This is a genomic window from Dietzia sp. SYD-A1 (assembly GCF_015356725.1).
Lineage (GTDB): Bacteria > Actinomycetota > Actinomycetes > Mycobacteriales > Mycobacteriaceae > Dietzia.
This window is the reverse complement of sequence record NZ_JADDKI010000390.1, coordinates 1-730: the sequence shown is the minus strand read 5'-3', so window position 1 is coordinate 730 and position 730 is coordinate 1. Positions and strand designations below refer to the sequence as shown.

The 730-nt window shown below is 74.7% G+C and carries 1 protein-coding gene; it reads right to left on the bottom strand.

Annotation, left to right across the window (positions count from 1 at the left end):
• Positions 1-678, bottom strand: a 678-nt coding sequence (locus IY392_RS14340) for a thiamine pyrophosphate-binding protein (RefSeq protein ID WP_255542099.1), incomplete at its 3' end; no start/stop codon positions are given.
• Positions 679-730: the final 52 nt, after the last annotated feature.

Here is a 730-nt window from a genome sequence, read left to right as displayed (position 1 = left end):
GAGTCCGCCCGGCCTCGAGTGCTGGCCCGGCTCGTCGTCGTCGCCCCGGCCGGGCCCGGCCGCCTCCCCGACCACGTGGTCCTCGTCCCCCTCGGCCGGGACCAGCGGTTCGCGAAACGAGATGTCCACCTGAACCGGTCCGGGGTGACCCGGGGCGGTCGCGGTGAGGATCGCGCGGCCGATCGCGCTGCGCCAGTGACGGTGTTCGGAGTCGGGGTCGCCGGCCGCGCCGAGTTCGATGACGGCGCGGGCGTGCGGACCGAACAACCCCACCTGGTCGATGGTCTGGTTGGCGCCGGTCCCCCGCAGTTCGGGAGGACGGTTGGCGGTCAGCGCGAGGATCGGCACGCCCGAGTGCGCGGCCTCGACCATCGCCGGATGGAGATTGGCCACCGCGGTTCCGGAGGTGACGACGACGGGGACCGGGCGCCTGGCCGCCGCGGCCAACCCCAGTGCCGTGAACGCCGCCGCACGCTCGTCGATCCGCACGTGCAACCGCAGGTGGCCGGTCCGCTCGGCGGCCGCGAGCGCGAGCGCCAGTGGTGCGCTGCGCGAACCCGGGCACAGCACCGCGTCGGTGATCCCGTGACGGATCAACTCGTCGACGACGACGCGGGCCTGGGCGGTGCTCGGGTTGCTCGCGCGGGGCGTGTTCGGGGCGGACCGGCTGGGGTTCATCCCCCCCAGCCTAGTTGTCACCACCGGTGACCGCCGGGTCGTCGTCGTGGGG